This window comes from Synechococcus sp. UW106 (genome assembly GCF_900474015.1).
Taxonomy (GTDB): Bacteria; Cyanobacteriota; Cyanobacteriia; order PCC-6307; family Cyanobiaceae; genus Parasynechococcus.
In genome coordinates, this window is sequence record NZ_UCNV01000008.1 from 1 (window position 1) to 25,030 (window position 25,030).

General features: G+C 56.3%; 29 protein-coding genes. 13 read left to right on the top strand and 16 right to left on the bottom strand.

All coding sequences use genetic code 11. The features are described from left to right. Positions 1-1,159: hypothetical protein (locus tag DXY30_RS13925; RefSeq protein ID WP_170951132.1), on the top strand; the 1,159-nt coding region annotated here is incomplete at its 5' end. Positions 1,160-1,786: 627 nt separating this feature from the next. Next, positions 1,787-2,083 carry a hypothetical protein gene (locus tag DXY30_RS04655; protein WP_244281275.1) on the top strand — a complete coding sequence of 99 codons (297 nt, stop codon included), beginning with the start codon at positions 1,787-1,789 and terminating at the stop codon, positions 2,081-2,083. 61 nt (positions 2,084-2,144) lie between these two features. Here the strand turns inward: DXY30_RS04655 and DXY30_RS04660 are convergent, their stop codons facing one another. Next, positions 2,145-3,404 carry an MFS transporter gene (locus DXY30_RS04660; RefSeq protein WP_115093586.1) on the bottom strand — a complete coding sequence of 420 codons (1,260 nt, stop codon included), beginning with the start codon at positions 3,402-3,404 and terminating at the stop codon, positions 2,145-2,147. An 87-nt stretch (positions 3,405-3,491) separates the two neighbouring features. Here DXY30_RS04660 and DXY30_RS14300 point away from each other — a divergent pair, with 87 nt between their 5' ends. Beyond that, positions 3,492-3,674 carry a hypothetical protein gene (locus DXY30_RS14300; RefSeq protein WP_137006793.1) on the top strand — a complete coding sequence of 61 codons (183 nt, stop codon included), beginning with the start codon at positions 3,492-3,494 and terminating at the stop codon, positions 3,672-3,674. A 124-nt stretch (positions 3,675-3,798) separates the two neighbouring features. Beyond that, positions 3,799-4,161, top strand: coding sequence for a GrrA/OscA1 family cyclophane-containing rSAM-modified RiPP (grrA, locus tag DXY30_RS04665; RefSeq protein WP_115093587.1), 363 nt, complete (start codon positions 3,799-3,801; stop codon positions 4,159-4,161). A gap of 111 nt (positions 4,162-4,272) precedes the next feature. Here the strand turns inward: grrA and DXY30_RS14535 are convergent, their stop codons facing one another. Continuing rightward, on the bottom strand, positions 4,273-4,641 hold the full coding sequence (locus DXY30_RS14535; RefSeq protein WP_115093588.1) for a DUF1622 domain-containing protein: 369 nt from the start codon (positions 4,639-4,641) through the stop codon (positions 4,273-4,275). A gap of 233 nt (positions 4,642-4,874) precedes the next feature. On the opposite strand from DXY30_RS14535, the gene DXY30_RS13940 reads away from it, so the two are divergent. The 3 genes from DXY30_RS13940 (at position 4,875) to DXY30_RS04680 (ending at position 6,111) form a co-directional block, all read left to right on the top strand. Next, positions 4,875-5,051: a hypothetical protein gene (locus DXY30_RS13940; protein WP_170951134.1), complete on the top strand. Its 177-nt coding sequence runs from the start codon at positions 4,875-4,877 to the stop codon at positions 5,049-5,051. A gap of 46 nt (positions 5,052-5,097) precedes the next feature. Next, a complete protein-coding gene (locus tag DXY30_RS14415; protein WP_244281277.1) occupies positions 5,098-5,505 on the top strand; it encodes a hypothetical protein in 408 nt (135 codons plus the stop codon). A gap of 276 nt (positions 5,506-5,781) precedes the next feature. After that, a complete protein-coding gene (locus DXY30_RS04680; protein WP_115094160.1) occupies positions 5,782-6,111 on the top strand; it encodes a hypothetical protein in 330 nt (109 codons plus the stop codon). Between the two features lie 205 nt (positions 6,112-6,316). Here DXY30_RS04680 and DXY30_RS04685 read toward each other — a convergent pair whose 3' ends face one another. Further along, complete coding sequence (locus DXY30_RS04685; protein ID WP_137006794.1) at positions 6,317-6,592, bottom strand: hypothetical protein; 276 nt, start codon at positions 6,590-6,592, stop codon at positions 6,317-6,319. A 310-nt stretch (positions 6,593-6,902) separates the two neighbouring features. On the opposite strand from DXY30_RS04685, the gene DXY30_RS04690 reads away from it, so the two are divergent. After that, complete coding sequence (locus DXY30_RS04690) at positions 6,903-8,033, top strand: acyltransferase (protein ID WP_115093590.1); 1,131 nt, start codon at positions 6,903-6,905, stop codon at positions 8,031-8,033. A gap of 110 nt (positions 8,034-8,143) precedes the next feature. On the opposite strand, the gene DXY30_RS04695 is transcribed toward DXY30_RS04690, so the two are convergent. The 6 genes from DXY30_RS04695 to gloB form a co-directional block, all read right to left on the bottom strand. Next, positions 8,144-9,022, bottom strand: a complete 879-nt coding sequence (locus DXY30_RS04695) for an LOG family protein (protein ID WP_115093591.1) — start codon at positions 9,020-9,022, stop codon at positions 8,144-8,146. A gap of 31 nt (positions 9,023-9,053) precedes the next feature. Beyond that, positions 9,054-10,442 carry a PhoH family protein gene (locus tag DXY30_RS04700; RefSeq protein WP_115093592.1) on the bottom strand — a complete coding sequence of 463 codons (1,389 nt, stop codon included), beginning with the start codon at positions 10,440-10,442 and terminating at the stop codon, positions 9,054-9,056. A 385-nt stretch (positions 10,443-10,827) separates the two neighbouring features. Further along, on the bottom strand, positions 10,828-11,070 hold the full coding sequence (locus tag DXY30_RS04705) for a hypothetical protein (protein WP_115093593.1): 243 nt from the start codon (positions 11,068-11,070) through the stop codon (positions 10,828-10,830). Between the two features lie 316 nt (positions 11,071-11,386). Further along, the gene (locus DXY30_RS04710; protein WP_115023604.1) at positions 11,387-11,614 is read right to left on the bottom strand and encodes a DUF3136 domain-containing protein; all 228 of its coding nucleotides are present in this window, start codon (positions 11,612-11,614) and stop codon (positions 11,387-11,389) included. 45 nt (positions 11,615-11,659) lie between these two features. After that, entirely contained in the window at positions 11,660-12,052 is a 393-nt protein-coding gene (locus tag DXY30_RS04715) for a RidA family protein (protein ID WP_115093594.1), read from the bottom strand. 28 nt (positions 12,053-12,080) lie between these two features. Beyond that, the gene (gene gloB, locus DXY30_RS04720) at positions 12,081-12,866 is read right to left on the bottom strand and encodes a hydroxyacylglutathione hydrolase (RefSeq protein WP_115093595.1); all 786 of its coding nucleotides are present in this window, start codon (positions 12,864-12,866) and stop codon (positions 12,081-12,083) included. 40 nt (positions 12,867-12,906) lie between these two features. Between gloB and hisG the strand changes: the two genes are divergently transcribed. From hisG to DXY30_RS04735, 3 genes are read left to right on the top strand one after another with little or no spacing between them, the layout of a single operon-like run. Next, entirely contained in the window at positions 12,907-13,560 is a 654-nt protein-coding gene (gene hisG / locus DXY30_RS04725; protein WP_115023598.1) for an ATP phosphoribosyltransferase, read from the top strand. Continuing rightward, complete coding sequence (locus DXY30_RS04730; protein WP_115093596.1) at positions 13,560-15,338, top strand: ABC transporter ATP-binding protein; 1,779 nt, start codon at positions 13,560-13,562, stop codon at positions 15,336-15,338. Before hisG ends, DXY30_RS04730 begins: the two co-directional genes overlap by 1 nt. Beyond that, positions 15,338-15,841: a GNAT family N-acetyltransferase gene (locus tag DXY30_RS04735; protein WP_115094161.1), complete on the top strand. Its 504-nt coding sequence runs from the start codon at positions 15,338-15,340 to the stop codon at positions 15,839-15,841. The genes DXY30_RS04730 and DXY30_RS04735 overlap by 1 nt, the downstream gene beginning before the upstream one ends. 14 nt (positions 15,842-15,855) lie before the next feature. On the opposite strand, the gene DXY30_RS04740 is transcribed toward DXY30_RS04735, so the two are convergent. The 3 genes from DXY30_RS04740 to DXY30_RS04750 are packed head-to-tail and all read right to left on the bottom strand — an operon-like array spanning position 15,856 to position 18,303. Beyond that, positions 15,856-16,545 carry a TIGR04283 family arsenosugar biosynthesis glycosyltransferase gene (locus DXY30_RS04740; RefSeq protein ID WP_115093597.1) on the bottom strand — a complete coding sequence of 230 codons (690 nt, stop codon included), beginning with the start codon at positions 16,543-16,545 and terminating at the stop codon, positions 15,856-15,858. After that, positions 16,533-17,174: a TIGR04282 family arsenosugar biosynthesis glycosyltransferase gene (locus tag DXY30_RS04745; RefSeq protein ID WP_115093598.1), complete on the bottom strand. Its 642-nt coding sequence runs from the start codon at positions 17,172-17,174 to the stop codon at positions 16,533-16,535. The genes DXY30_RS04740 and DXY30_RS04745 overlap by 13 nt, the downstream gene beginning before the upstream one ends. 1 nt (position 17,175) lies before the next feature. Then, on the bottom strand, positions 17,176-18,303 hold the full coding sequence (locus tag DXY30_RS04750; RefSeq protein WP_244281327.1) for a trypsin-like peptidase domain-containing protein: 1,128 nt from the start codon (positions 18,301-18,303) through the stop codon (positions 17,176-17,178). 87 nt (positions 18,304-18,390) lie between these two features. Between DXY30_RS04750 and dnaA the strand changes: the two genes are divergently transcribed. Continuing rightward, positions 18,391-19,785, top strand: coding sequence for a chromosomal replication initiator protein DnaA (gene dnaA / locus DXY30_RS04755; RefSeq protein ID WP_115093600.1), 1,395 nt, complete (start codon positions 18,391-18,393; stop codon positions 19,783-19,785). Here the strand turns inward: dnaA and DXY30_RS04760 are convergent, their stop codons facing one another. Genes DXY30_RS04760 through DXY30_RS04770 form a run of 3 tightly spaced genes read right to left on the bottom strand, consistent with a single transcriptional unit; the run spans position 19,786 to position 21,930 of the window. Beyond that, the gene (locus DXY30_RS04760) at positions 19,786-20,454 is read right to left on the bottom strand and encodes a ParB-like protein (protein WP_115093601.1); all 669 of its coding nucleotides are present in this window, start codon (positions 20,452-20,454) and stop codon (positions 19,786-19,788) included. A 23-nt stretch (positions 20,455-20,477) separates the two neighbouring features. Next, on the bottom strand, positions 20,478-21,710 hold the full coding sequence (locus tag DXY30_RS04765; RefSeq protein ID WP_115093602.1) for a glutathione S-transferase family protein: 1,233 nt from the start codon (positions 21,708-21,710) through the stop codon (positions 20,478-20,480). Beyond that, on the bottom strand, positions 21,685-21,930 hold the full coding sequence (locus DXY30_RS04770; RefSeq protein WP_115093603.1) for a hypothetical protein: 246 nt from the start codon (positions 21,928-21,930) through the stop codon (positions 21,685-21,687). The genes DXY30_RS04765 and DXY30_RS04770 overlap by 26 nt, the downstream gene beginning before the upstream one ends. 147 nt (positions 21,931-22,077) lie before the next feature. On the opposite strand from DXY30_RS04770, the gene gorA reads away from it, so the two are divergent. Further along, positions 22,078-23,436: a glutathione-disulfide reductase gene (gene gorA, locus DXY30_RS04775; RefSeq protein WP_115093604.1), complete on the top strand. Its 1,359-nt coding sequence runs from the start codon at positions 22,078-22,080 to the stop codon at positions 23,434-23,436. A 15-nt stretch (positions 23,437-23,451) separates the two neighbouring features. On the opposite strand, the gene DXY30_RS04780 is transcribed toward gorA, so the two are convergent. Beyond that, positions 23,452-24,957, bottom strand: coding sequence for a GMC oxidoreductase (locus DXY30_RS04780; protein WP_115093605.1), 1,506 nt, complete (start codon positions 24,955-24,957; stop codon positions 23,452-23,454). Between the last annotated feature and the right edge of the window lie 73 nt (positions 24,958-25,030).

A 25,030-nucleotide genomic window follows, 5' to 3' on the forward strand; every position in this document is an offset into this window, starting at 1 on the left:
AAATTCGTTAGGAATAAATAATTATGCAGCCAAATTGCAGCAAACATCACTGATTGATACGGGTTCAGAGACTTGGAACTCTCTAACGGGAACGCTTTACATATCTGCCTCTGAATTTATCACTCTTTGGCTATCATTCTGGGAACCTTATGAAGTTACCAGTCCATATAGTGCGTGGTCTCGTAGCTATACCTATATGAGTCCGCTGTCCGATACTAGGACATATTATTTGCAGGCTAGTGTTTATACTGTAGTAAGTCTCACTACAACACTTTACTTTTCTGATTCAACCTATACATACCTCACGGGCTATGCATCCACTGGTAGATACACAATTAATTTGCCCAGTGATTTTGCTGTATATGCGCTAGAAAAATATACAGATACAATGAATTTATCTCTCATTGGATTTGGCACCGGTTTTTCGGAAACTTTGCGCGTTGGATCACTGAGTGCTATAAGTGGTTCTGATGGAATATGGAACACTAACTCCACCTCCACTTATTATACTTTTTATACCACGTTTACAACATATTTTAGTACAAGATTGACTTTCCAAGAATCCCTTTCATCTACTTCCAGGATATATCCTAGTGACTCGAGTATGACATTCTCTCTTACTGCATCTGTGTGGGGAACGGCAACACTTTCTGGCACATTCAGCACAGATCGCTCCTCGGGGACCTTTCTCACTATTAATACCTCGACTAACACTATTATAAGTCTTGCTTACCGGCCTGCATTCGCAGCAACTGCAACAGATGATATGAATTTGATGAATACTGATCGCTTGGATATTCTTCAGCCTTCGAAGGGTGTAACGATTTCAGCAATTACTTCATTCAGCAAGACAGGTAATCCAATCGTTACTGCAGCAAGTTTTGGCGTAAGTCAGCTTGCGCCTCTGAGTTTTGGAGTTAATGCTTTAGGCAGCCAATTCACAAAAACGACAAATTTAACGTTGAATTGTCCATTTAGAGTATTATTTGTTGATTCTGATAGTGTCAGTAATGGCCTTTACATTGTTTCCGGAAGTCTGACGTGGGCTGGCAATAGTCAGACACGTAGCCTGATAGGTATTCAATCTACAAAACGCCATACTTTGCTCAAAGGCTCAAGCCTTAATCCAATTGCCTTTGAAGATCTAAATTTCATTTAAAAGGATAAGTAAAAATTGAAGTATATGGATTTTTGTTCGATTTAATTGTTGTCAAATGATTGACCTATGCCTCAAGGCATAAGATAACGACGACATTCTCATCGGCGGATCTGGTAATGATTCACTCTATCGAGGTAAGGATGATGACGAACTTATCGGTTGCTCTGGTAATTACATCTTGGGTGGTACCAAGAAGGCCATATCCTGACTGCTGGTTAAAATTCTGATGCCTTCAAAATCTCTAAGGGGAATAACGTTATTTGCGACTTCTCTATTGTTCAGAATGATAGTATTGATGCCAATAGCTACAATCTTGAATTCACGCAGGATAGCGGCAGGCTTCTGATTAGTGATTTTGGCAACGATGTTCTAGCGACTGTGCTCAATCTCGACCGTGATGACCTACTTGTTTCGCAGTCTGAACTGCTGAGCTGAAAGCAATACAGGATCTGCAAGGGAAAAGCAGGGGGCGTTGTGATTGTCGTTATCCATCTCCCGACAAAACCTCACTCATGCCCATCACCCCCTCAGCAATGGCGGGGTTTTTCAGCGGGGAATATTCCAGCAGTCACGTCTGACCAAAGCCTCAAGATACCCGCATTGCCCTGTTCCTGATGGGGGAGTTGATTGCAGCCCTACGAGCCAATGACCCTGATGCCTTCAGGTGCTGGCTATCTGGGGGTCTATAGGGCGCAGGGCTACCGGTTGCTCAAGAAAGCCTGGGCTCAAGTAAAAGACGACATAGAGGAATCTGGAATTGACCGACAGGAGCTACTGAGTTGGTCAATCCAGATGCTGATGGCCGCGGCTGGTCAAGCGATGAAGCAAAACAATCCTGGTGCTGTGGTTAGTGCCATCCGTCAGCCAGAGCACATGACTGGCACTGGGTACAACTCCCACCGCGGCAATGGCTTACTCCGTTGATTTGCGTCACCGCAGCAAGCTGACGACAGAGCGGAGAGGACCAGAAGAAGTCCAAGCTCTGTCATAGGCGCTGCAAGTGGAGCCGGCAGCTCTCGGGGGTGAACCACAGCGCCGTGATCAAGGTGATGGCTCCAGCCAAGGCAACCCAGTAACCCGGCAGCAGCGGATTGCCACTGCTGCTCACCAACCAACTGGCGATCAGCGGGGTGGTGCCGCCGAAGTACCCCTCGGCGACATTGAAAGCAAGGGCCAAGCCAGTGCAGCGAACCGCTTGCGGCATCAATTCGACATTGGCTGGGTTTTTGGCTCCAGCCAGCAGCGCCACCGCCAACATCAGCAGCACTTCCCCCCTGGTGATCCATGCGGGATTGCCGCTGTGAAGGAGTTCAAAAATTGGCAAGCCTGCGAGCAGTAGGAATAGTGAACCAGTGATCAGCAATGGCCTGCGCCCAAGCCGATCCGAGATCCAGGCGGCGATTGGGTAAAAGATCAACAGCAATCCCATTACACGGGTGTTGAGGGCGAGTGCAACGCTTTCGCTCTGCCCTGCTTCGGTTTGGACGTAGGTGATCACGTAGACGAAGGCCGTGTAGAAGGCAACGCTGCTGGCGACATTGAGCAGCAGAACACGCAGCACTGCGCCCTGATAGCGAGCTAAGTCTTGCAGTGGGCGGGAGGCTGTAGTTGGTGGCGTTTCGCTATGGAGGCTGCGACGCAGAGCCAGACCCGTGAGGGCCACCAACAGCCCCAGGGCAAAGGGCATGCGCCAGCCCCAGTTGTGCATTTGGGTGGCGCTCAAGCTGCTGGAGAGCAGCGTCCCAGCGGCTGAGCCCAGCAGCATGCCCAATACCGAACCCCAGAGACCCCATATCGTGACCATGCCGCGGCGATTGGCCGGGGCATGCTCAGCCAAAAACACAATCGAGGTGGTGTATTCACCGCCAGCCGAGAGTCCTTGCAGGATGCGCAATAACACCAAAGCAATCGGGGCCCAAATCCCCACCTGCTGATACGTGGGCAGGATCGCCATGGAGACCGTGGCTAGTGCCATGGCCATCACAGAGAGGGTGAGGGCTTGGCGGCGGCCAACCCGATCGCCGATGCGGCCCAGCACCACGCCTCCCAGTGGGCGAACCAGAAAGCCGGCGGCAAAGGCTCCAAACGCCGCGATCAGTGAGGCATTGGCGTCGCTGGATGGAAAGAATTGATCGCTGAAGATGCCAACGAAGTAGCCGTAGAGGGCGAAGTCGTACCACTCCATGACATTGCCAATCAGGCCCGCCAAGATCACGTGCCAAAGAGGTGGCTGATGGGCTCCCATGGCGGCCTGTGTGCTCTAGCTCACTAATAGGAATGAAGTCAGGGGCCTGCAAGGGTTCGCTCAGACCACGGGGTTTGCTTCAGAGCGATGGCACGTTGGACCGTTGATGCCATGGCTGAGCAAGCCCGCCGCTTTGCCCTGGTCACTGGCGCCAAAACGGGAATCGGTTTTGAGGCTGCCCTGCAGCTTGCCTGCAAGGGGAAAGCAGGGGGCGCTGATGTTGTCGCCATCCATACTCCCGACAAAATCTCACACGCACCACCCCGTTAGTAATGGCGGGGTTTTTTAATTGCTTGAGAAAAGAGGGGAACACTTCAAGCAGTCACTTCTGACACATGACCCGCCGCTTCCACCGTGGCTAGTACTTCAGAAGTTCAGCTGCTCAATGGGCCTAATGAAGCCAACCACCCTTCTTGGAACACTGATCCTGCTCAGCACCTGGAGCAGTGTGGGCGCCACTGAGGCTGGAACATATTCGGTTCAAAAAGCTGACAACAGCATCGAGCAACGCATTGCTGCTGCACGGAGTGACGACGGCTGGGCACACCTGTTGAAGTCAAAGCTGCACAAACCGCTGGATATCGCTGCTTGGGGTAACGGTCGCGGACGTGGTTGGGCCAACGGCGGTGGCTGGCGCAATGGTGGCGGTTTCGCTAATTCCGGTGGTGGTTTCGCTAACGCCGGTGGTGGTGGCTGGCGCAATGGTGGCGGTGCCTGGGGCAACGGTGGCGGTCGTCGTGGCTTTGTGAATTGGTAAACCTGCGAGCCCACTTCACCCCGTCATCCATGGCGGGGTTTTTTATTGCTTACCCATATGAGGGATGCAGTTGTCTGAATCCATCCATCAGTTGGAATAGTTTTATCCCATTTACGTGGTTTGCTTTTTCTCTTGGAGTTCAAGGCTAAGAAAATAATTCAAAAATGTTCGCACTACTGCCACAGCGCCCAGTGCAATCAAGTCAGATGCTTCCCGGCTGATTGTGGTTTGCACCACATCAGCTCCAAGTTGAAACTCAAGTGCCAAAGCAAGCCATCCGCCAAACGTCAAGCGGGCTGCTGTCAATGGTCCACGCTGTAAAAGATGAGGGGGGAGGTGCCGCCGAAGGATGCTCCGAAGTGGCCCACGTGAACTGAATACTGCAATCAGGCCAACGCCAACACAGAGAACGGAGAGGTACTCAAGGATTAAGCGTAATACGTCAGCTGTATGTGTCAGCAGATGTTCAAACCATTCCATTTGCTGAGACTTTTTGTGTGTAAGATTTTCAATTCAATGGTAGTAATTGACTATGAAATTTCAATAGCTAATCCCGTAGTTGTAGTACGGCTTAAGAAGACTGGGCGCGACACGTTGGCTACATATCCCTCAACTGGTGGGTGGTGCTCCTGACATCAGGCAAAACAATGGCTCGAATGGGGGAGGTGCTGCCATGCCATTTCGGCGACCTTGTCGTCAGATGAATTGAATTGATGAGAGGTCTACATCGCACTGTTGCTGCTGGTTTTATCGGTGGTTTGGCAGGTTCCCTTATCGGCGCGACCGCTTTTCTGGCGGTGAATGGGCTGATGCCTTCGCCCGTTGAGGCTCAGCAGCGCAATCCCGCAGGACAGGGCTACTACCAACGCGCTAATCCAGTAGGGGAGTGACGCACCTGGGTACCCATCCTTATAACGCTGAACTGACTCCGCTCCATTGGATGGCGGTTTCCTGCGGCGGGAACTTCCAAAGACACCATCCCCCCTGCTTTGGGTTCACTGCCGTCAGGCAGAACAATCAACCGGTGCGGGCTACCTTCTACGACAAGCAGCGATTCTCACCACAACACAGAGCCAGCAAATGGAATCGGTAATCAACGAAATCGAGTTCGACTTCGACCAGACCGTCAGCATCCGAACTGACGTGAAGCTGAGCAAGGACGATGTGAAGCAGATCGTCTCAGAAGCTCCTGAAGAGACGCTGGAGGAGATCGTTTATCAAAGTCTGGTGACCGACGAGTTGTACCTAAGAGCAAGAGCAAAGGAGATCGTCGCCAAGCTGAAGCAAGAAGACCTGGACGTGAACAGGATCGAGTATTGGGACGACGAAGGCAACAGGGTCTGAGCCTGCAACCGCCTTAAGCCAACAAAACTCTCAGCGGAGCCTCAGAACAAATCTGAAGAATCCTCTTTAACTGGCAGTGGACGAAAACCCCAACCCAGGAGACCTCTCTTCCCTCCTGGGTTTGTTATTGCTTACCCACCTAGAGGAAACCTCAAGGCAGTCATGTTTGTCCCTTGTCTAAAGCATCCGCATTGCCCTTTCGCTGCTGGGCGAACTGGTCGCCAGTGTCCATGCTGCGATTGATTGGAAGTACACCCACCAGTGCGCTTGGACACGATGATTCGCACAACACTGGCCGCTGCAGCCATCGCCATCACCGCCTTGGTTGCACCAGCTCATGCCGACACTGCTGATGTCTGGTGTTTTACCCAGGAGACAGGTTTCTCACCGACTGAACTGAAGCAATGCGGCTTCAGCCAACGACAAGGCAACGTCAGGGTTTATCGCGACAATGTCGCTTACTTCTTCGCTGCTGACCAGCAGGGCAAGAGCTACGAACGCATCGCCGAGGAAGGTGGACTGATCTTCAAGTCACCCAGGGGGCAACTGCGTGTGTTCTGGGAACGTCCCTGCAACAAATGGAACGGCTGCGCCGGTGGTGTTTAGATCCAAGCCCCAATCCATCGAAGGCTGGTCCATGAGAATGATCTTTTCTGGGGGCGCGCAAAGACCTTGGGGAGCCAGTGGTGGAGAAGCTGTTGCTGGTCTGGCTTTACCCGTTCCTGACGCACGAAAAGCAGACAGGTTGCTGGGTTGCCACCTGGGAGTGAGTCTTTAACCGGTATGGAGATCTGGTTGCTTTCAACATTCCTCAACCGCATCCTTCTTGGTAACGGTTCCATTCATCGATCAGCAGCTCGGGTTTGCCCATAAATGGTGCTGTTATTGCTGTAGCACCAACAACAGCGATGACGGTAAGACACTTCTTATCGCTATTTCTCAACCTGTAGGCATATTGATCGGCTGACTCTGCCGCCGTTTTGCAATTCATCTCACTTGGATTTGATATGCACTTCATAACAGCTTGCTCGAAGTGATCCTTTACGCGTGCGTGAGCAGCAGTACTCCCGACCAGCAGGAGGGCCATGAGGTGTGGCAGATATTTCATTGATGGTTTGTTGATGCGGAAAGTTTGACCCGGGTCCCCGCAGGCCCGCATCCCTCAACTGGTGGATGGGACTGCTGAAATTGGGCAAAAAACACCCTCGGATTTGGCAGTTGTTCGCAGGCCGTAGCCGCGATGGAGTATTCGAGGGGCGTTGCACTGCCATGCAAAAGCATTCAATGACACATATTGGCTTCATTACTCACTCACTTCTCAGGTAGGTATCACCCATGTGGGGGAGCAATAACCTGGTATCCCTGGTGAAACTAGATCTATAACCGTTCCCCAATCAATGACTCTGAAGCGTTCGCTTTATCTGGATCAAATCAAGGCAGTGGTGGTTGCTCTCGTCATTGCACTCCATGTCCCAATAGCTTTTGGAGGGGGTATTGGCTGGCTTGGAGTTCGCATTCCGGTTGAGGAATCTGTTGGTCCATTCTTCAAAGGATTTTTCACCTGGTACATGTATGCGATAAACTCTTTCATCATGCCGATGATGTTTTTGATCTCTGGATATTTCGTTCCTCGCTCAGTGCATAAGAAGGGAGTGGTGCACTATTTGAAAGACCGTCTCTTTCGACTTGGTGTTCCCTTCTTGGTTGGCATGCTGTTGATTAACAACAGCTTACTTCTGCTCAGCAGGCTCTCGCCGGCTAGCCCTTTTGCGAAATTGCCATTGAGTGATCTTCCTTTTAATACCGTAATTGTGTTGTGGTTTTTAGTTGTTCTGTTTGCTTTTGATTTGCTCTATTGTGCCTGGGTGGCGCTGCGAGGAGATCAATATGCAGTCGATACATCTGTTTCCACGCCAAGGATGCGTTCATGGTTGATCAGTGCCGTGGTTCTAGGGTCTCTTGAAGTGGTGATGACAACGCAAACCGAACTCTGGTCTGCTTTAGTGAAGTCACCTTTAAATGGTCTGGGCGTACAAGGAATGCACATTTTTACATATGCATTCTTGTTTTTTGCGGGATGTAAGGCGTCGTTCCATCGCTGGTTTGAGAGGCTCGACACTCATCTTGTTGTGAAGTGGTTCCGCTTTTCCATGTTTTTAATCCTATGTTTCCTTGGCCTTACCCTGACTCTGTCATTCAATCCTGGCCTGGTGGATAAGCCGGCAAAATTAGTCTTTCTTGGTAAATTCTTCCATCCCTTCATCGCATGGGGAATTCTCTCCTATCTAATCTTGTGGTTCCAGCGCAATGAAGATCGCTTTGGCCAATGGTTGGCAACCGCTGGAGTTAACAGCTATGGAGCGTATGTTATTCATTCATTGATTCTTGTGGGGGTTTTGATGGCAATTGGTTTTATCGGAATCAACCCTTGGCTCATTGCAATATCTGCAACCGTCGTTACGACTATTGTTTCGTTCGGTCTTGCTGGTCAGCTCAGACGTATTCCAGCTGTGGCGAGAGTGCTTTGAAGACCAAAGTTAGGCCTTGGCTTGAATTGATAAGAGCAAGGCACTGTTTGTCTCTATCCATCTCCCGATAAAGCCTCAAACACTTCGCCCCGTCAGCAATGGCGGGGTTTTCATTGTCTGGTTGATGCCGTGTGGCTTCGTATGTAGTCCCAGGCCTCTTCTGGAGTATCGGAAAAATGAATTAATTTCAAGTCATCACCTGAAATCAAGCCTGTCTCAGCGAGGTATTCAAAATCAACAAGTCGCTTCCAGAAGTCTTTGCCAAAGAGGACAATTGGCATGCTTCCTTTTGTACCAACCTGTCTCAAGGTGAGTAGCTCAAACAGTTCATCCAGCGTGCCAAATCCACCTGGAAACAGAATGGCTCCAATAGAGCGCATCACAAAATGGAATTTTCGAAGAGAGAAATAATTGAAATTAAAGCAAAGGTCGGGAGTGATGTAGGGATTTGGGTGTTGTTCAAACGGTAGGGAGATGTTGAGTCCGATCGATCGGCATCCGGCTTCAAAGGCGCCACGGTTCGCTGCTTCCATAATGCCTGGCCCACCGCCGGTCACGATCACGTGTGATGAGCATCCATGGTCGTTTTCTTTGTTGCCTTGGCCATGCTGAGATGCTAAGCGGGCGAATTCACGGGCTGAATCGTAAAAACGAGATAGCTCCACTAACTGTTGATGATGAATTACCTGTCTTTTTAAGCTTGAAGATCCTGGATCTTTACTCAGGTGTTGTTCTGCTTCCTTGAGTCGCTGTGTTGCAGTTTCTCTATCGATAATTCTGGCTCCACCAAAAACAATGATGGTTGATTCAATGCCGGCTGTTTGCAGATGAAGATCTGGTTTGGTGATCTCAAGCAGCATTCTCACACCTCGCATGGCGCTGCTGTTCAGTAATTCTGGATCTTCATGGGCGATTTTGTAGGTTGTTGATTTCAGAATGGCATCCAGATTTGTTTGCTCGGGTTTTGAGTAATTAGCAAATTGAGTCATGGTGATGAGTTCTTGGATATGTCGTTATGAATCAGAGGATGTTTGCGGCCAGCTCAGCAAGTTCACTGCGCTCTCCCTTCGTGAGGGTCATGTGTCCCACGAGGGGCTGACCTTTGAGCTTTTCGACCAGCCATGTGAGCCCGTTGCTTTCCGCATCGACATAGGGATTGTCGATTTGATAGGGATCACCGGTGAAGACAACCTTGGTGCCCTCGCCCACCCGCGTGACGATGGTCTTCACTTCCAGGGGAGTTAGGTTTTGCGCCTCATCCACCACCAGGAACTGATTGGGAATCGATCGCCCTCGAATGGTGTTGATTGCTTCAACCTCCAGTAAGCCCATGCCTTGGAGGTCTGCCCAGGCGTTACGTGGCTCTCGCTGCTTTTGTCTTTTCGTCTGTTCAGCGTCATCGCCAGGTGAAGTGCCGGTGATGAAGTCAATGTTGTCGATGATCGGCTTCATCCATGGACCAAGTTTTTCTTCAAGTGTTCCTGGCAGGTAGCCAATGTCTTTCCCGAGTGAGATCGGCGGGCGCGTCACCAATAATCGTGCGTATTGATGGGTATCAGCGACCTGGTGTAAACCAGCTGCCAGGGCCAACAATGTTTTGCCTGTTCCTGCCTTGCCCACCAACGTCACCAGTGCGATGGATGGATCGAGCAGCAAATCCAGCGCGAAGCTTTGCTCTCGGTTTCGCGCCTTGATCCGCCCCAAATGGGCGCGATTCAGCCAGTGCAGAGGTTTGAGGGTGTTGCTGTTGCCTTGATGACGGGCAAGCAGGGTGTGGCTGTCGTTGTGCTGATCCACCATCACTACGCCTTCATTGGCTTGGAGATGTTGTTCTTCGCTATCTGTTACTGCTGCGAGAGGGAGTTGATCTTCGTCATGCAGTGTCGTCATCGTCTGAGCATCTGTACTGAGCTCACGGAATCCTGAGTACAAATCGTCGATGGAGACGTTGTCGTTGATGTAGTCCTCGGCTTGTAATCCCACCGCATCAGCCTTGATCCTCAGATTGATGTCTTTGCTGATAAGGACAACTTCAGGCGCCTCTTTCAGCCCACTGCATCGCATCTGCTCCAAGGCCACCGCGAGGATGTTGTTGTCGCCGCCGCCAACCCCCAGCTCTGGAGGTAATTCTTTGAGGGCGTTGGTCTGACAGAAAATCACTTGCAGCATTCCCTTGTCAGTGCCTTCAATCAGCACGCCATCAGCAAGGCTTCCTCGCTGTCGATAGGAATCCAAGAGTCTTGAAATCCTGCGGGCATTTCTTCCTTTCTCAGAGTGATCTTTTTTGAATCGATCAATTTCTTCGACCACCTGCATTGGAATCACGACTCTCAAGTTTCCAAAGCGGTGTGGAGCTTCGGGGTCATGCAGCAGCACATTCGTGTCGAGAACAACAACTTTTCCTTTCATTGATTTTCACCATGGAGTATTTATTTGGGATTAGGTCAAGTATCGCTCAGCTCGGTCTTTCTGTTTAATTTTCGTATTTTTGCCGGTTCTAGGCAATGTCTTGCTTTGCGTGACAGATCTTGAGTTTCTCTTTTTTTGTGCTTAGTGAAAGATTGAATCCGCCTGCTTTTGGATTGGTTCGTGATGCATAGACCTCTTGAGGAATGAGTGTAGTTTTCCTCATCTTTCTTGTCCTCGTCTGTGTCTTCTCTACTCCTTTCACATTTGAATGCAATAGGTACTTTACCCTTGTCGTTACAAACGCAAGCTGTCTTCCGTTTCGGCCAGTTATTCGCGTGGATTCTTTTTGATTTTTACTGGTGCTATGGATGGTTCAGGTGTTGGGCTATTTGTTCTGCTTTTGGTTATCTGCTCTTTGAGTGCTTGTTAGTCGCTGATCTGTTCCATTGGAATCTGTATTCATGCCGATGAATCGAAGCGATGTCGAGTTCTGAGGCATCGAGCTTTCAGGATGTTGCTGTCTCGGATCTCGGCCATCTCGCCAGGGGGTGAACAACAGGAAATTGCCGGCGACAAGGCCAGCCGTCACGATCACCGCGGCAAGCTGTTCGAGCTTTTCAATGGTCATCCCTGCATTGTCATGCTCCCCCTTCGCTGAGAGCAGTTTTCGATCAAGGATGGTGAAGCTGGCTCAATAAGGGTGACGTCTTACGTGTTTCCTGGTCGGGGCTCAGCCCTGCCTGCAGTTCCAGGCACAAGGCAGCCCCCAGCATCACCATTGTCACGGCAAGCCACTGACTGAACCTGAACTGCCGTTTTGGTTTGCGAAAAATACAGCGGGTCATTCCCAGGACCTTGCTCCTCACCCTGGTTTAACTGTGTTTTTCGCTTGAAAATGAAGCGTTCGCCTAGTGATGTATGGGAAACCTCTGAGTTGATCCGTTTCAGGTTTCCTGAGGCTTTTCCAGATCGCGGCGGATCAGGGCCAGCAGGTAGGAGGGTGATTTGTAACGGGTTGGAAGGCAGCGGTTCAGGGTTTCAAGATGTCCCCAGCAGACGGTGCGTTCAATGTCTTGAGCTGTTTTCCCTTGCTGGAGGAGGCGCCTCAGCGCCTTGCAATACATCGGATAGCCCGCCTCTAATTCACCGATGGTGAGTTTCGCCTGAGGCATAGGACCACTGAAGCCAGTTCCAACCTATGCCCCCGTGGGTCAGGCTCAGGTTCCAAGCCATGCGACACAGTCGATTTCCACCCTTGCTCCCTTGGGTAGTGCTGCCACTTGAACGCAGGCCCGTGCTGGGCTGACCCCGCTCCCAAACACGTCGGCATAGATGCCGTTGACGGTCTGAAAGTCGCTGAGGTCTGCCAGGAAGACCGTTGTGCGAACCACTTGTTGAGGCGTGGCTCCGGCCTCATTTAAGACAGCGACTAAGTTCTTCAGCACCTGATGCGTTTCCGCGGCGACATCACCGTTTCCCACCATCTCCCCAGTGGTTGGATCAAGCGGAATCTGCCCAGAGCAGTAGAGCCACTCGCCGGCAAGGACGGCTTGGTTGTAGGGCCCAACCGGTGCAGGCGCGTCTTGAGTGGTGATGGCCTTAGCGCTCATGGGGTGTTTCTTCACGCGTTCACAATGATCATCGCCGTTGGTGATCCCGTTCTTCGCGTTGGGGCCTCCCCGGTCTCCACTGATCCTTCCGTGTGCGCAGCACCCCCAGCTCGGTGGCTGTTTTGGCTTGCAGGAACAGGTTGGTACGACGTTCTATACCGATGCTGCTCGGAAGGCTGAGGGCGCCTTTTGAGCGAAGGGTTCGCACCTCCTGCAAGCGGTCAGCCAGAACCGTTTCCTCAGGGCGTTGCTCAACGGCCCATTGCAGGTTGGCCTCTGTGTATTCATGGGCGCAACAAACCTTGGTCTCGTCAGGGAGGCTGGCCAGCTTTTGCAGGGCTTCATGCATCTGTTCAGCGGTGCCTTCGAACAGGCGGCCGCAGCCTGCGCCGAACAAGGTGTCACCGCAAAACAAAACGGGGCCCAGGGCCTCGTCTTGCAGGTTCGGGATGAAAAAAGCGATGTGGGCCCTGGTGTGGGCGGCGACATCCATGACGTCCACCGGCTCTCCCAGCACGGTGAGCTGGTCACCATCCCCCACCGGCATGGTTTGGAAAGGAATCCGCTCCCGGTCAGCTCTGGATGCAATGACCTCGGCTTTGGGCCAACGCTTCAGCAGATCCGGTGTTCCTCCGATGTGGTCGGAATGGTGATGGGTCTGCAGCACAGCGGCCAGTTTTAACTGGCGTTGCTCCAGCCAGTCACGCACCGGAGAGGCGATGGCGGGGTCGATCACAACGGCCTCCGCTCCCTTCACCCAGACCCAGATCACGTTGTCTTGCAGCACCGGCAGGGCATGAAGTGAGGAATGCATCGTTAAAGTCCTGCCTGGTTAACCGGTCAGCGCTGGACCCATGATCACCGTCGCGTTGGCCAAGGGAGCGCTACTTAAGGATTCGGTCGCCCGATTTGCGGCGGCAGGTCTTGATTTCTCAGCTGTTCTCGACAAGAACAATCGCCAGTTGATGGTGCCCACCCCCTGCGGACGTGCCAGGGCCCTGCTTGTTCGGAACGGTGATGTGCCCACTTACGTGGCCTACGGCCAGGCCCAACTGGGCGTGGTGGGATACGACGTGCTCAAGGAGCATCAGCTTCCTGTAGCCCAACTGGTGGATCTTGGCTTTGGCGGTTGCCGAATGGCCGTGGCGGTTCAGGAGAGCAGTGGTTACACCCGTGCCGCAGATCTCCCTCCCCATTGCCGGGTGGCCAGCAAATTCACGCACTGCGCCCGGGAATATTTCGATGCACTCGATCTTCCCGTTGAGTTGGTGCATCTCAATGGTTCGGTGGAGCTGGGGCCGATCACAGGGATGTCGGAAGCGATTGTTGATCTTGTTGCTACGGGTCGGACCCTTCGGGACAACGGCTTGATTGCCATCGAGGACCTGTTCCAGTCGACGGCTCGGCTGGTGGGGCATCCGCTGTCCATTCGCCTGGACCATGGACCCCTTGCCTCCATCGTGGAGGCGATCCGCGCCGCAGGAACGCCCGTCGGGAGTCCCAGCTGATGGGAGCTGTTGCGGATTGGCGCCGGGTTCGTCGTCTGGGCCGTTATCTCGTGCGGGATCGTCGGCGTCTTCTGGTCACCCTGGTGCTGCTGGTTCCCGTGGCCTTTGCGGGTGCCGTTCAGCCACTTCTCGTCGGCCAGGCTGTCAGTGTCTTGCGCGGAGAACCCAGTCTTCCGTGGCTTTCGGGGCTGAGTCTTTCCGGATCGATCCGCGTCATCATCGGGCTCTATTTCATCTCGGTGCTACTGAGGCTCTGCTTGCAGGGGGTACAGAGCTTCAACATTCAGGCCGTCGGTCAACGCCTTACCGCTCGCATCCGCGACGACCTCTTTGAGCACTCGCTGTCGCTGTCTTTGCGCTTTCACGACGGCATGCCGGTCGGCAAGTTGCTCACGCGGCTCACCAGTGACGTGGATGCACTGGCCGAGGTGTTCGGCAGTGGTGCTGTGGGGGTGCTTGGTGATCTGGTGAGCCTTCTGGTCATTGCTTCGACGATGCTCTTCATCGAGTGGAGGCTCGGGCTGCTTTTGCTGTGCACACAGGTGCCCGTGACGCTTGCTGTGCTCTGGCTGCAGCGTCGCTACCGCAAGGCCAACTACCGCGTTCGAGAAGAGCTTTCCCAGCTCAACGCCGACTTTCAGGAGAACCTCCAGGGCCTTGAGGTGGTTCAGATGTATCGCCGCGAAACGGTCAACAGTGCCCGCTTCCTCCGCACGGGCACGGCGTACCGCAACGCAGTCAACGGGACCATCTTTTACGACAGCAGCATTTCCGCTTTTCTTGAATGGGTCGCGCTCGGAGCTATTGCGTTGGTTCTGGCTCTGGGGGGCTGGATGGTGACCAGTGGCGTGATGGGGTTGGGCACCCTCACCACCTTCATCCTTTATTCACAGCGTCTGTTTGACCCTTTGCGTCAGCTGGCCGAGCGCTTCACGCAGATTCAGGGCGGACTGACTGCTGTGGAACGAATCGGTGAGTTGATGGAGCAGCCCCTCGAAATCGCCGAGGCCAAGGGGGTTGATCCTCACGTTGCTGGCGGTGGCGGCGAAGTGATCTTCGACAACGTGAGCTTCTCTTACCGGCCGGATGAGCCCATCCTCCGCAATCTTTCCTTCCGCATCGCTCCTGGTGAGCATGTGGCGTTGGTGGGCCCCACGGGTTCCGGCAAGAGCACCATCATTCGTCTGCTCTGCCGCCTCTATGACCCCCAGCAGGGGCGCATCCTTCTGGATGGACGTGACATCCGCAGCATCCCGATGGCAGATCTACGGCGTGAGCTGGGGGTCGTGCTGCAAGACACATTCCTGTTCAGCGGCAATGTGGCCGACAATCTTCGCTTGAATGCTCCGGTCAGTGATCAGGAGCTTGTTCAGGTCTGTGCTGAGCTCGGTCTCAACGACCTGTTGTCCCGACTCCCCAACGGACTGGAGACGCAACTGCGCGAGCGTGGTGGCAATCTTTCCTCAGGAGAGCGTCAATTGCTGGCGGTGGCCCGGGTGGCGATCCGCAATCCAACGGTGTTGGTGATGGATGAAGCCACGGCCTTCATGGATCCTTCAACGGAGGCGACGCTTCAGGCCGATCTGGACCGTCTTTTGCAAAAACGGACCGCCATCGTCATTGCCCACCGTCTCGCCACAGTGGAAGCCTCAGATCGCATCCTTGTGTTGCGCCGAGGTGAACTGATCGAACAGGGCACCCATCACGAGCTCAGGGCCCGCGGTGGCCTCTATGCCCAGCTCGCAGAGCTGCAGGAGCGGGGGTTGGCGCGTTTGTGATCGGTTCCTCCCTGCCTATACCTGCCGAGCCTCTGCTGCAGCAGTACGGCCAGGGGGCCCGTCTCTGTCCCTGTGCCAACGACCAGCTCACCTTGGTCTTTAGTCAGGAGTACCCCTTTGATCTGGTGGAGCTCGAGCAACTCCTGGAAGCTGTGGGCTGGAGCCGCCGTCCGATTCGACGGGTCCGCAAAGCACTGACTCACAGCCTGCTCAAAGTCGGGCTGTGGCGTCACGACGCTCGGGTTCCTCGTTTGGTTGGTTTTGCGCGCTGCACCGGGGATGGTGTTTTCGAAGCCACCGTCTGGGACGTCGCTGTACACCCCTTGTATCAGGGCAATGGACTTGGCAAGCAGATGATGGCGTACATCCTCGACGCCTTGGCTCAGATGGGAACAGAGCGCGTCAGCCTGTTCGCGGACCCTGGCGTCGTGAGCTTCTATCAAGGCCAGGGTTGGGACCTGGAGCCCCAGGGCCATCGCTGTGCCTTCTGGTACGCCAACTGAACTGATCGGATCGTTCAGCGCTGGTACATCCGCAACAATTGTTCTGCTGATCGCCCCTGACGCCATAGCCATCGCAGACGGGCGTTGCGCCAGGCCTGCATCAACACGCTCCGCTCCTGCCAGCGCTGAGCGCTGGTCAGGAGGGCACAGTTCAACGAGCGGATGGTCGCGATCTTGCTGAGGCGTTCCACCAGGTCCAGGTCTTCCATGAGTGCCAGCGGGCGGTAGCCACCGATGCGCTGATACAGCTGGCGATGAATTAGCAGGCCCTGATCGCCGTAGGGACGCTGCAGCCAACGGCTGCGCAAGTTCACCATTCGCTCCAGCAGCCACAGCATGGGCCGCGCCTCTGTAACTACTGTGAATTCGAAGCTCCAGGCGCTGAAGCGCGCTTGCGGTGTTTTCAGAATCTGCTCCACCCTCTGGTGCCATGAGCCAGGCAGTCGGCTATCGGCATGCAGCACCAGCACCCAGGAATGACAGCTGTGGTCGACGCCCCAGCGCAGCTGCGGACCTCGTCCTGCAGTCGGGCTGTCGAGCACGGTGGCGCCGCTGAGGTGAGCCACTTGTCGGGTCTGATCCCTGCTGCCACCGTCACAGATAACAATCTCCAACTCCCCTTGCCAACGCTGCAGATCCGCCAGCAGCAGCGGAAGCCTGTTGGCTTCCTCCAGGGTTGGAATTACGACGCTCAGCCCTGCCATGGCTTCAGATCACTCCAGTGATCCAGATCATTCCTCCTGGGCAAAAGTGCGGTGGAGATTGCATGCGCGCTCGCAGCCTTCAGCGTTGATTCCAGCACCGTCGGACCGCCCCAGGGAATGCCGATCAGCGGCCAGTGCTTGGGGGTATGGATCAGGTTCGCTCCGATCCCCAGCAGCCAGTAGCCACCATCCGAGGCTGGGCCCAGCACCAAATCGTGGGTTTGCAGTTGTTCGATGGCCCGCTTCAAGTCATCGGGATTGAGTTCGGGCAGATCCGTGCCGATCACGAGGGATGGCATGCCGCGGCGATGGCCTTGCATCAACTGCCGTCGCAATCGGGTGCCGAGTTGCCCCTGCCCCTGCAGGCGCACCAGCGGCAACCCCAGTTGTTGTCCCCAACGTCCGGCGGCGTTGGGCCCAAGCCCGCTCACCGCCAGCACCGGCTCAATCACCATCGCGTCGGCGAGCCCGCGCACCACACCGGTGGTGTGCTCGGTAAGACGCTTCTGGATCCGGGCACCGCGCTCGCTGCTGTTGGACAAGCCCAGCCTGTTGTAGAGATCACGGGACAGGCGGCGTTTGCATCGGCCCGGTGATGGCCATCGGGCCATCACGATTATCTGCAGCATCTCAGTTGTTCCGAGGCAGTTCCCGCGGGCGCACCTGCACCATCAGCTCCTCTCCATTGCGTTGGAGGGTGAGCTCCATCGGTTCTCCCACCTGGCCGCGATCCACGGCGAGTTGCACTTCGGTGGGGGTCTGCACAGCCTTGTTCTCCACTTTGAGAATCAGATCACACTGGCGGATGCCAGCGGCAGCAGCCGGAGTGCCGCTGACCACATCCTTGACCAGGACACCGTTGACTTCGGGAACAGTGCAGGCGCTGTTGGTGGCATTGATCTCCCGGGCCAGCTGCGGAGTGAGATTCATCAGCTGCACCCCGATGAAGGGATGGGAGGCCTGGCCGGTGCTCACAATCTGCTGCGCGATGCGCTTCGCAAGGTTGATTGGAACGGCAAAACTCAAACCGCCTCCAGGGGCGGTCCGAATCGCCGTGTTGATGCCAATCACCTGACCGGCGGCATTGATCAGGGGGCCTCCGCTGTTGCCGGGATTCACGGCTGCATCGGTCTGGATGTAAGGAATCCGCTGGCCTTCACTGATTGCATTCAGTCGGCCTACCGCGCTGATGATGCCGGCGGTCACGGTGTTGTTGAGACCAAATGGGTTGCCGATGGCAATCGCCCATTCCCCCGGCCTGAGCTGGTCGGAGTTGCCCAGGGCCGCCACCGGAAGGTTGTCAGCCACCACCTTGACCACTGCAACGTCGGTGAGTGGGTCTGTGCCGAGCACCTTGCCCTTGAAGTTGCGTCCGTCCGGAAGGGTCACCGCCACCTGATCTGCTCCGCGCACGACGTGTTCGTTGGTGAAGATCAGGCCGCTGGCCCTGGTGATGAATCCGGATCCCTGGCCTTGTCGACGCTGGCTGGACGGTCCCATGCCAAAGATCCCACCGAAGGGGTTGTTCACCTCTTTGACTACATCGATCCGCACCACGGCAGGACCGACGCGGTCCACAGCCTTCACGATCACGTTGTCTCCCGGCTGCAGTGGAGCGCTGCGGGGCTGATCGTGCACCACCGGAGGCAGTGCCACCGGTGCTTTGGGGGGCAGGCCCAGCTGGTCCCTCACCAGGCTGCAACCGGAGAGTGCGCTCCCGGCCAGGACGATGGCGAACCAATGCTGGGCGTTGGGCATCACGACGAGATGTGTGCTGATGCATTTAAGACGGCCTGAGCGGATCGGCATGCGTAGATTCAGCGCTCGGGTGCATGGCGGTTTTAGGTGCAGACGGGCGAAGAGCTCTGGATCAAGGTGCGAGATGGGTTGCAGGCAAAGCTGAGCAAGCCCACCTTCGAGACCTTCATTCGCCCGACGGGTTGCAGTGGCTTTGCCAATGGAGAGCTGAAGCTTCTGGCCCCCAATCCGTTCGCCAGCATCCGATTGCGGGAGCAGCTGCTGCCCACGATCGCGGAGCTAGCCAGCAGCATCAGCGGTCAGACCGTTCAAGTGACCGTCCTGGCGGAAACCGCCCTGCCGATGCAGGAAACCAGTGATGACTCCGCAGCTGCGAGTGATGCAGCGCCGCCTGCGGCCGCCCAGGAATCAGTGTCGGCTACGGCCCGGAGCGGCTCACCGCGGCGCTACCTGCCCGGGCTCAACCCCCGATATGTGTTCGGCCGTTTCGTGGTCGGCCCCAACAGCCGAATGGCTCATGCGGCGGCTCTTGCCGTGGCCGAAGCTCCAGGCAGGGAGTTCAATCCCCTTTTCATTTGCGGCGGTGTGGGCCTGGGGAAAACCCACTTAATGCAAGCCATTGGCCATTACCGGCTGGAAATCGATCCCGGGGCTCGCGTGGCCTACGTCTCCACCGAAACCTTCACCAATGACCTGATCCAGGCCATCCGCAAGGACGGCATGCAGGCCTTTCGCGATCGCTATCGCGCCGCCGATCTGATCCTGGTGGATGACATTCAATTCATCGAAGGCAAGGAGTACACCCAAGAAGAGTTCTTCCATACCTTTAATGCACTGCACGAGGCTGGGCGGCAGGTGGTGATCGCCAGTGATCGTCCCCCCAGTCAGATTCCACGCCTGCAGCAGCGCCTGATCTCCCGTTTCCAGATGGGGCTGATCGCTGACATTCAGTCACCTGATCTGGAAACGCGTATGGCGATCCTCCAGAAGAAAGCGGAGCAGGAGCGCATGTCGCTGCCCCGGGATCTGATCCAGTACATCGCTGGGCGCTTCACCTCGAACATCCGCGAGTTGGAAGGGGCCCTGACCCGGGCTGTCGCCTTTGCCTCAATCACGGGGTTGCCCATGACCGTGGAATCGGTGGCGCCCATGCTGGACCCCACCGGTCAGGGGGTGGAGGTCACGCCGCAACAGGTGATCGACAAGGTGTCTGAAGTGTTTGATGTCACGGCCGAGGAAATGTGCAGCAGCACCCGTCGCCGTGCCGTCAGCCAGGCCCGTCAGGTGGGGATGTACCTCATGCGCCAGGGCACCGACCTCAGCCTGCCGAGAATCGGCGACAACTTCGGCGGAAAGGACCACACCACGGTGATGTACGCGATTGAGCAAGTCGAGAAAAAACTGGCGTCCGATCCCCAGCTCGCGGGTCAGGTGCAGAAAGTGAAGGATCTGCTGCAGATCGATTCCCGAAAGAAGCGCTGATCAGCTGCAGGCTTTCTTGTCGCCTTTCCAGCCCGGCATGTCTTGAGCTGCCGCAGAGCAGACCAGCTGGCGTGCTGCCGCGAGTGCCGGATCCAGTCGCTTGGAGCTGAAGGGTGGCAGGGGACGGGTGCGCAGCCAGGCTGCCCAACGAAATTCGTGATAGGGGATCAGCGGTTGGGGTTTAATCCAGCCTTCCTGCTTGAGCTTCCAGACCAGGCTTCGGTAGGGATCGTCTTCGAGCCCCATCAGGCTGGTGGGCAACAGCTCGGTTGGGCGGGGACCGATGCCCCGACCGTCGTAGAGATAAAGCCACCCTTGGCTTTGCAGAAACGACAGCACGGCACTTTTATCAGTTGTCGCTAGCTCCTGCACCACATAAGCCCAGGTGGTGGCGCCTGGGTCAATGCCGATCAGGCCCCGCAGCCGGTGGTGACGATCGAGCATCCACATGGCGCCATCGGCAGAGCGGATCAGGGGGACGGGTTTGCCGCGCATGTAGGCAAGACGCTGCTGGCGTGTGTCTTGGGCGAAATCCCTCTCGCGTGACCAGATCTCAGCCAGCCCCACACACCATTGGGTCGGCTGCAACTGTGCCGCTGACACCTCGATCAGTTCGTTCTCCTGTTCGGGGGCCGGAATAGGTTGGTAGGCAGGCAGCCGCAGGGGCACGACTCAGTTTTGGCGCCTTTGCACTATGACCTAATTAAGAAGGGACGGGGATCCTGATCAAAGCGATCCCGCACCGGGAGAGGCTTGGCTTGCTTAGGCCCGTCCAGTTGCGCGGTGGATTCGAGCGCCCGACGCAGCAAACGAGCTGCCGGTAAGGGCATATCTCTCGGAACTGAAATTCGATCGCGCAGGTAGCGGAGCCCCGCCGCACTTCCAGATGGAGGAGGGCATGGAGTGTTGTGGATCAACTGGGTCAGTGCACAGCGCAGGGGCCGGTCAAAGGCATCAGCACCCATTGGATTGACCTCCCGAAGCCGATGCTGGTGTCGGAGGACCCTGCCGAGAGCGATTCTGGCCTGATCGGCTTGATTGACCCCAACCCAGCAGGCTTCGTCTTCGCCAAGGCCATCGCCTCGGTCGATCCGTTCGGCCATGCGTTGCGCTTCCGTTGCGTCGTCCGACCAGCACCCGCCCATCTGGGGAGGAAGGTCATGGGCATGGGTGTGAAAGTCGCTTTGGGTGCCGCGGTAGGTCTCCAGTTGCTCCAACGCGCGGAACCAGCGGTCAATCGCGGGATGCTCAGCCCTCAGGCGATATCCCTTGTAGTAAGCCAGAGATGCATTCATTCGTTCCACGTAGGGAACAAAGATCAGATCAACGGTTTGTGGCTCCTGCCCCCGCAGAAACGGGCCTTCAACCTGATTCAGCTCACTTTCGAAGCGCCGGGCGATCCCCTGAAACTGGTCCCGGGCCAGGGACTGTTGCCTGGGGCTTAATCGTGGCGAACATAGCCAGATGCACCAGGCCTGAAACAGCAGACGTTCGAGACGGCGCAGCTCGAGGGCTTCTGGACACGTCATTGCCATGCCGAGGGGGCCGAACTGCTGTTCGAGTGCCAGCAGGATCTCATCACTTTCCGTGATCAGCTGCCCGTTCAGCTCGAGGGCGGGCAACATTCCTGAGGGCACTTTTTCAAGGAACCATGGCTCTTTTGGGCCATAGCAACGCATGGTGACTTTGCGGATCCGGTGGGGGATGCGCTTGAACTCCAACCACAGCCAAATTTTTTGGCAGTAGGGACACCAGGCGTGATGGTCGCGGTAAAGCGTGACCATCAGGCTTGATTCAGGCTGACCGAACAAGCGCAAGTTGGCCTGGGCACTGGTCGGCCCTTCAATTCGATCCGGTTCAGCATTCGCCAGCCCGGCCAGTTCCAACCAACTCAGTGGTTCAGCTGATTCCGATGTAGGGGGCATGCAGGATCGGCGAAAGCGTGGTCCGTCCATAGGACTGCCAGTCGCCAAGTTCATGCATCAGCGCCAGACAGTCTTGCTGGCGGCCCTGCTCAGCGAGCTGCTTGAGCCGCAGCTTCATGTCGTCGCTGGTGATCATCATCGCGATTTCTCGACGCTGCAACCTCTTTTGCTGCAGCTCAGGGTCAGGCGACTGCCTGCGACGTTTGGAAGGATTTTTCATGGTCTTAGAACGCGGCGTGAATACAACCGATTCGTCTTGGGCTTCTACGGCCCTCTTCCCAGGACCATAACTCCATCTCTTGAATTGCGCCCGTCGTCGCGGCATGGCCCCCGTCAGCAGAAGAATGGAGTGAAGCAAACGGCTGTCATGGGCGCTGATCTGGATCTGATTGTTCTTGGGGCGGGTTCCGGTGGGCTTGCTTCCGCAAAACGTGCTGCTAGCCATGGTGCCCGCGTGGCCATCGTGGAGGGGGATCGCGTTGGGGGCACCTGCGTGATCCGCGGCTGTGTTCCCAAGAAGCTTTTGGTCTACGGCGCCCAGGCCCGGCATCAACTGGCGGATGCATCGGCCTATGGGCTGCACATCCAATCCGTGCGCTCCGATGTGCCTGACCTGTTGCGGCGCGTGCGCGCCGAGGTGGATCGGCTCAATGCGCTCCACCTTGGATTTCTGGAGAAGGCCGGCGTTCAGCTGATCTCCGGTTGGGGCCGCTTCACGGCAGCGGATCGCATGGGCATCTCCGATCTACGCGGTGGGCCCGTTCAGACGGAGCTTTCAGCTCCCCGTTTTCTGGTGGCAGTGGGTGGCCGTCCGGCACGGCCGGAGATCCCAGGGATTGAAAAAACTTGGGTGAGTGATGACATGTTCCAGCTTGAAGATGTCCCTCCGGCGGTGGTGGTGGTCGGCGCAGGATTCATCGCCTGTGAGTTCGCCTGCATCCTTCGAGGCCTCGGTGTTGCGGTCACCCAGGTGGTGCGCGGCCCTCGGCTGCTGCGCGGGTTTGATGGGGAGTTGGCGGATGCAGTCCTCAGCGGGATGCGTGACCAGGGCATTGATGTGCTCTTGGGTCAGACGGTCGCGGCTGTGGAGGGGGATCCCGGTGCGCTGACTGCGCGACTGGGGGATGGTCAGTCCCTCGACTGTGGGGGTGTGCTGATGGCCACCGGGCGTCGCCCATGGCTTGCAGATCTGGGTCTGGAGGCTGCTGGTGTTGCCGTGGACAACGGGCGAATCAGGGTTGATGGCAACTCCTGCACCTCAGTTCCTCACATTCATGCCGTCGGCGATGTCACTGACCGGGTCAACCTCACGCCTGTCGCCATTGATGAAGGTCGTGCTTTCGCCGACAGCGTGTTCGGTTCGCGTCAGCGGCAGGTGAACCACGATCTGGTGGCCAGTGCCGTGTTCAGTGATCCCGAGCTGGCGACCGTTGGCTTATCGGAAGAGGAGGCGACTGAACGCCATGGCGAGGACGGCGTCGTCGTGCATCGGGCCCGCTTCCGTTCGATGGCGCGGGCACTGCCCGCCTCCGGCCCTCGCTGCCTACTGAAGTTGGTGGTGGAGAAGCAAACCGATCGGGTGCTTGGCTGCCACATGGTGGGCGAGCATGCGGCGGAGATCATTCAGATGGCCGCCATTGCCGTTGGGATGGGCGCCACCAAAGCTGATTTCGATCGCACCATGGCGTTGCATCCCTCCGTCTCAGAGGAGTTCGTGACGATGTAGGCAACAGTGCCTTAATCAGGCCAGGTGATTGGCCAGCCGCAGGGCCAGGGCGATCACCGTGAGCCCGGGACCAATGCTTGGGCAACTAGGGAAAATGCTGCTGTCGGCGATGTAGAGGTTCTCCAGTTCATGGCATTTGCCGTTGGGATCCACCACCGAGTTGGATGGGTCCTCGCCCATGCGACACGTGCCGCAGCTGTAGCCCACGACACTCAAGGGGGCTTCTCCTCGCGCATGGGTGGGTGCCTTTAAAACGACTTTGGTCACCGGATCGTTCTCCACGGCTTTCAGCGTGTCGATCCAGCGGTACACGAGGCGATCATGGGCTTCCCGGTTGTTAGGGATGTAGTTGATCCGGATTTGTTCGTTGTTGAGCCACACCTTGTTGTGGGGATCTGGACGCACCTCCGTCATGGCCCACCAGGCCACAGAGCGGGAGGCCAGCCGCTCGAGGCCGAAGTCGGGGATCAGTTTCGTCACCAGGGACAGCACCGGTGGTGACTCGGCGAACAACGCGTCCTGCAGAACGCCACCGGCGGCCTGGATGTGTCCCAGCGGAAAACTGACGTTCTTGTCTCCCCAGTAGTAGTCGTTGATCCCCAGCGAGCGCCCGTAGCGGCCGCTGTTGCGTTCTGTGGCCAGCTGCAGAATTGAGGTGAGCTGCAGATTCATCAGATTCCGCCCCACCTGATCCGATCCGTTGCTGATGCCCTTGGGATGGTGAGCATTGTCCGAGCGCATCAGGATGGTCGGCGTGTTGATGGCACCGGCGGCAATCACCACGACATCGGCACTGAACAGCCATGAATCGCCGTTTACCTCAGCTTCCACGCCGCGGATGGCCCTTCCACCTGGATTCACATGCAGGCGCAGGACGCGGGCGTTGTCACGCACGGTGAGCCGTTCGGGATCACCCACCTGCAGTCCAAACAACTGGGAATCGCCGCTGGGATCGTCCCGGTCGTCTGACCAGCTGATCGGTATGTCGTAGGGCTGGCAGCCTTGGCGTTGGAGTGCGGAACGCAGGGGTTCCAGAAAGGGTTCCACCGGCTTCGGCGCACGTTCATAACCCGTGCTTCGCTGGGGCTCGCAGGGGTCAACGCCTGCTTTGCCGTGAACCCTGTACAGGGTCTCGGCCTGCTCGTAGTACGGCTCCAGTTCGGCGTAATCCAGGGGCCACGCCGGCGATACTCCGTCCTGGAGCGCTACCTCGCCGAAATCCTGTTCGCGCATGCGTTCCAGCACCGCCCCCCAGATCTTGGTGTTTCCTCCCCGTGCATAGGTGGTTTGCGGTGCAAAGGGATCGCCGTCGGGTCCGAACCAGCGCTCACTCTTGGGGTGATATCGATCCTTGCGGAACAAATCCACGTCGGCGACGTTCTGGTCTTCGAGGGCCATCGCCCCGCCGCGCTCCAGCACGAGCACGTTCTTGCCGCGTCGGCTCAGGGCTCCGGCCAGGGTGCCTCCTCCGGCACCGCTGCCGATAACGATGACGTCGTAGTGGCGGTCGTCGATGATCATGCTTGGTTAATCAAGAGTTTCGTGAATCTTTCAGTAGACAAAAGAGTCGCAATTGCATCGTAAAGGGATGCTT

Excerpts from the sequence above, each read along its gene's own strand:
- gloB (WP_115093595.1), bottom strand. The coding sequence starts at position 12,866 with ATGCATTCCTCACTTCATGCCCTGCCGGTGCTGCAAGACAACGTGATC.
- DXY30_RS14535 (WP_115093588.1), bottom strand. The coding sequence starts at position 4,641 with ATGGAATGGTTTGAACATCTGCTGACACATACAGCTGACGTATTACGC.
- DXY30_RS13940 (WP_170951134.1), top strand. The coding sequence starts at position 4,875 with ATGAGAGGTCTACATCGCACTGTTGCTGCTGGTTTTATCGGTGGTTTG.
- DXY30_RS04685 (WP_137006794.1), bottom strand. The coding sequence starts at position 6,592 with ATGGCCCTCCTGCTGGTCGGGAGTACTGCTGCTCACGCACGCGTAAAG.
- DXY30_RS04770 (WP_115093603.1), bottom strand. The coding sequence starts at position 21,930 with ATGAAAAATCCTTCCAAACGTCGCAGGCAGTCGCCTGACCCTGAGCTG.
- DXY30_RS04745 (WP_115093598.1), bottom strand. The coding sequence starts at position 17,174 with ATGCTGCAGATAATCGTGATGGCCCGATGGCCATCACCGGGCCGATGC.
- DXY30_RS04750 (WP_244281327.1), bottom strand. The coding sequence starts at position 18,303 with ATGCCCAACGCCCAGCATTGGTTCGCCATCGTCCTGGCCGGGAGCGCA.
- DXY30_RS04680 (WP_115094160.1), top strand. The coding sequence starts at position 5,782 with ATGATTCGCACAACACTGGCCGCTGCAGCCATCGCCATCACCGCCTTG.
- DXY30_RS04740 (WP_115093597.1), bottom strand. The coding sequence starts at position 16,545 with ATGGCAGGGCTGAGCGTCGTAATTCCAACCCTGGAGGAAGCCAACAGG.
- DXY30_RS04710 (WP_115023604.1), bottom strand. The coding sequence starts at position 11,614 with ATGCCTCAGGCGAAACTCACCATCGGTGAATTAGAGGCGGGCTATCCG.
- DXY30_RS04765 (WP_115093602.1), bottom strand. The coding sequence starts at position 21,710 with ATGCCCCCTACATCGGAATCAGCTGAACCACTGAGTTGGTTGGAACTG.
- DXY30_RS04780 (WP_115093605.1), bottom strand. The coding sequence starts at position 24,957 with ATGATCATCGACGACCGCCACTACGACGTCATCGTTATCGGCAGCGGT.
- DXY30_RS04715 (WP_115093594.1), bottom strand. The coding sequence starts at position 12,052 with ATGAGCGCTAAGGCCATCACCACTCAAGACGCGCCTGCACCGGTTGGG.
- DXY30_RS04705 (WP_115093593.1), bottom strand. The coding sequence starts at position 11,070 with ATGACCATTGAAAAGCTCGAACAGCTTGCCGCGGTGATCGTGACGGCT.
- DXY30_RS04690 (WP_115093590.1), top strand. The coding sequence starts at position 6,903 with ATGACTCTGAAGCGTTCGCTTTATCTGGATCAAATCAAGGCAGTGGTG.
- DXY30_RS04695 (WP_115093591.1), bottom strand. The coding sequence starts at position 9,022 with ATGACTCAATTTGCTAATTACTCAAAACCCGAGCAAACAAATCTGGAT.
- grrA (WP_115093587.1), top strand. The coding sequence starts at position 3,799 with ATGAAGCCAACCACCCTTCTTGGAACACTGATCCTGCTCAGCACCTGG.
- hisG (WP_115023598.1), top strand. The coding sequence starts at position 12,907 with ATGATCACCGTCGCGTTGGCCAAGGGAGCGCTACTTAAGGATTCGGTC.
- DXY30_RS04700 (WP_115093592.1), bottom strand. The coding sequence starts at position 10,442 with ATGAAAGGAAAAGTTGTTGTTCTCGACACGAATGTGCTGCTGCATGAC.
- DXY30_RS14300 (WP_137006793.1), top strand. The coding sequence starts at position 3,492 with ATGGCACGTTGGACCGTTGATGCCATGGCTGAGCAAGCCCGCCGCTTT.
- DXY30_RS04660 (WP_115093586.1), bottom strand. The coding sequence starts at position 3,404 with ATGGGAGCCCATCAGCCACCTCTTTGGCACGTGATCTTGGCGGGCCTG.
- DXY30_RS04730 (WP_115093596.1), top strand. The coding sequence starts at position 13,560 with ATGGGAGCTGTTGCGGATTGGCGCCGGGTTCGTCGTCTGGGCCGTTAT.
- gorA (WP_115093604.1), top strand. The coding sequence starts at position 22,078 with ATGGGCGCTGATCTGGATCTGATTGTTCTTGGGGCGGGTTCCGGTGGG.